Source organism: Protofrankia sp. Cj3, assembly GCF_917627355.1.
Lineage (GTDB): Bacteria > Actinomycetota > Actinomycetes > Frankiales > Frankiaceae > Protofrankia.
Genome location: NZ_CAKJTR010000171.1, coordinates 6,770 through 10,440, shown reverse-complemented (window position 1 = coordinate 10,440; position 3,671 = coordinate 6,770). Strand labels below are relative to the sequence as shown.

The 3,671-nt window shown below is 69.1% G+C and carries 2 protein-coding genes and 1 pseudogene; 2 read left to right on the top strand and 1 reads right to left on the bottom strand.

Annotation, left to right across the window (positions count from 1 at the left end; all coding sequences use genetic code 11):
• Window positions 1-1,080 precede the first annotated feature (1,080 nt).
• Together MJ783_RS18765 and MJ783_RS18760 are read left to right on the top strand one after the other, a co-directional pair.
• The gene (locus MJ783_RS18765; protein ID WP_239312111.1) at window positions 1,081-1,479 is read left to right on the top strand and encodes a WD40 repeat domain-containing protein; all 399 of its coding nucleotides are present in this window, start codon (window positions 1,081-1,083) and stop codon (window positions 1,477-1,479) included.
• On the top strand, window positions 1,467-1,553 hold the full coding sequence (locus MJ783_RS18760) for a WD40 repeat domain-containing protein (protein ID WP_239312112.1): 87 nt from the start codon (window positions 1,467-1,469) through the stop codon (window positions 1,551-1,553). Before MJ783_RS18765 ends, MJ783_RS18760 begins: the two co-directional genes overlap by 13 nt.
• A gap of 156 nt (window positions 1,554-1,709) precedes the next feature.
• On the opposite strand, the pseudogene MJ783_RS18755 reads toward MJ783_RS18760, so the two are convergent.
• Window positions 1,710-3,671 (bottom strand): annotated as a pseudogene (locus tag MJ783_RS18755) (hypothetical protein); the annotation flags it as partial.

Here is a 3,671-nt window from a genome sequence, read left to right as displayed (position 1 = left end):
GCCTCCAGGAATCGATCATGCGATAAGCGGTCGATTCAGCCGGATAAGCGGCTGAGTTGAAACCTGCGCCGAGGCCAGCGGTGTCGGATAGCGCCAGACGGAGGTCTCCACCCGGGGATGGAGGCTCCCGCCCGGCCGCACGGCCGGATAGCCAGTCCGCCGTCGAGCAGCTCATCCTTGGGTCATCTTGCGCCTATACAACATATTTGGGCTGTGCACCACTTTCTGCGTCCTCAGCAGAGAGAAACGAACCGCGGCCGGCGCGGAAGCGACCGGCGCTTTTCAACCGGGCGAACGATCGCGCCACCGGTACGTCCAAGCCCTGCTGTTGTGCGCCCTCTCTGCCTGGAGATCTCCTTACCGAGACCTCCGTGTGGAGCTATTCGACATGTCGGTTCTGGCGCAGACTGCGGCTGTGCGGCCCCAGCCCATGCGAAGTGCTGAAGTGACCGAGTCCGTCGAGATCCCGCAGGCCTACCGGATCGCTCCTGATCCCGCTCCAGCCTGGGAACTGGCACCCGTTCGGTATGCGGGCGCCGCATGGTAAGCGCTCAATCGTGCACTCACCATGACAACAGGCGCGCGCAAACGCTGGTAGAACACGGTTACCGCGCCGGTGACAGCGGGGGCGAGAGCGTCCGAAAAAGACGCCCGCCGACGGGCCGGGATTCCTGTTCCCGCCAGGCCAGCTATCCAGCGGGCACCCGGCAGGATCGACAGCGGTGACGCTGGAGGAATAGTCATGGAAGCCGAATGGGCGACGACCTTAGTGGTCGCCACGGATGCCTGGCGGAGCGCCCGAACAGGCTTTAGCCGGTTGCTGGGCAGGGGTGACCAGCAGCTGCGGACACTCACCGAAACGCGGCTGGAGGAACTCGCCGCGGGCATCGCCGCGGTCGGCTGCGTGAGCGGCTGCTGCCAGTCCGGCAGGCACAGCTGGCCGAACTCCTCCAAGAGGAGCCGCGGACCGCAGGCCAGCTGGAAGACCTCACGGCCTGGGTCCGGGAGGTACTGCCCGCTGCGGAACGGGACTGGGCTGATGCGGTCACGGCCGGCACTGCCGCGGCACTGACTCCCGCTGTGACGGCTGGTGATAGCAACCTGTCCACTGGTAACACAGCGGCCAACAACGGCAAGATCTTTGACAGCCGCGGCAGATACCGCCTCAGCTCCATCCGGCTCGGCACCCACGGCCCGGCGATCATGATTCTTGGCCTTGTTGTTCTTCTGGGCGGCGGAACGGGCATCATCTACTCCGCGACGTGGCAGTCCCCGGCTGCCGCTCCCCGCCCGCTGGGCCAACCAATCCTGACCGGCCACACCGGCAGCGTATTCTCAGTGGCCTTCTCCCCAGACGGTAAAACACTGGCCAGCGCCAGCAGCGACAACACCGTACGACTATGGGACATGACCGACCGCACCACACCCCACCCACTAGCCAACCGCTGGCCGGCCACACCAGCTCCGTGCTTTCATTGACGTTCGCTCCGCATGAGAACGTTCTGACCAGCGGTAGCGCCGATGGCATGGTGCGACTGTGGACAATGGGCTGAACCAGCCCCGTCACCCCACGTCTGCTGCCCGGTGAAACCCGGGTCTTCTCCCCAAACTCTGCCCGGGTCTTCTCCCCGGCCCGACACAGCATGTTCGCTACCGGCTGCGGCTCGGCGCGGCCCCGTCCAGCCGAGCGCGGGTCAGCTCGGCATGGGTCAGGCCGCCACCAGATCTCCCGTATTGGCAACAATCGTAACAAAGCGCACCTCGCCGGGTACTACCAGGGCGATGACGTTGTCGGGCAGCAGCGGCAGCCAACGACAGGCGGACTCCGGTAGCCGAGCCGCGATGCGGACAGCCTCGACGGCGTCCGCGGGCAGCTTGCCGCTCAGCAACAGAAAATCGAAGGACGCAAGGAGCCGTACCGACTCGCTGGTGACCGTGGACAGCCGTACGATCCGTGCCTGCCAACCGGCCGTGGATGAGAGGCTGGGCTGGTTCCCGGAATGCGGGCTCATCTCGTCCAGAAGGAGAAGCGGACCGGGCCGAAGGATAGCCGGCCGCGGGCCGGCGAAAGCCAGCCTGGCGGGTTGTCCATCCGATACCCGTGGCTGGCGAAGCCCGGCCCAGCACTCGGCCCGGTGCGTATTGATCCGGACAGTCGCGCCGCTGGCCAGCGCCTGCTCGACCACTGCCCGAGCCAGCCCGTCGGATCCGAACATCCCGATGGTGGTCGGCTGACGGCGAAACATCCGCACGACCACGGGGACCTGTTGGCGTTCCACCCCCAGGACAAACCCGCAGGCCATGGCCGGTAGGTTCCACCAAGCCGCGCTGGCCGGCGCGCGGTGGGTGGCCAGCGCGACGTCACCAGACGCGTGCTCATGCCGCCAGCCACCGGGCAGCCGTACGGGGACAAGCCGTCCCAATGGCAGCGCGGCTATGGCGGCCGGCGCCTGACGGCCGCCCAGCCGACCCAGCCGCCAGCCACCAGCCGCTGCCGAACGCAGCAGCAGAGTCGTCAAGCGTGCCAGTTCGTCGCTGTCATCCGCGGCGACTCGGATCAAGCCGCTCATCACCGGCCGTTCGTCCGCGTGCCGCCCGGCCGCGAGGCCCACGCTGACAGTCACGGATTGCGCCGCCGAGGCGAGCGTGGCCGCGGTGGCCACGAAGGTCGACAGCCCGGCCGCAGGCCACCGGATGACCTGGAACGAAGCGCTCGTGGACACGCCGTGGCGCAGCCAGGACCAGCCCTCGGCAAGGACGCCCCGGCCGCCCGGAGCCGAACCGGGGGAGTATTCGGCGCAGGGGTCTACCGGAGCCAGCCCGACCGCCCTGGCCAGGACGTCGCGTGCCTCCTCGGGGCCCAGCGGCCGAGCCGGGCTGCCATTCGCCCGCAGCACCTCGACGGCCTGCTCCACCCGTCGCCGGACCGGCTGTCTCAGCTGCTGGACGGAGGTCGCCGTACCCAACGCGCGTTCGGTCAGATCGGCACGGTCGAAGCGCAGCACCACGTGGACGGTGCGCGCGAGTGGGACGGCGGTCACGGGGGCGGGGGCCTCCCCCGCGCCCAGTGACCCGGGCGGCTGGGGCTGCTCCGCCGCCATGGGCTCGGTGCTAGCTCCAGCGACGAGGATGACGAGCTGTGCTCCGCGTATCCGCGTCGTGGGGTCCGCGGACAGCAACGCCACCAGCCCGGTCAGCGGCAACGCCCCGTCGGCCCGCGGCTCGAGCGGCCCTGGCTCAGGGCCGAGCTCCAGGAGCGCGGCCCAGCCGTGTCCGTCGTGGACGACGCCGATCCGGCTGCCACCCCGGCCGGGAACAGAACCGATTCCTATCCCCGGCACAAGCCCACCGAGCACGGGGGCTGCCAGCCCGTCGGTCGTGCCGCGGGGCGCGTCACCGCCGGCCTTCGTCTGGCCACGGCCACGATGAGGGCCACGGCCGCGTGCGGCAGCCAGCCGCGCCAGGCGGGCCAGCGGCGCGGCGCCGTTCGACGCGACTATCATTACCGCAACGGAGAGCACAACAGGCCGGCCGACTGTCACCCAGTCGTATCCCCAGACGATGAGAACGGCCAGCAGCAGGACTTGGACCACGAGCGCGGTGCGGACGTTGAGGCCCAGCACGTGACCAGCTGTCCGCACCCGCTCGACTCGCTCCGGCAACGGCGAACC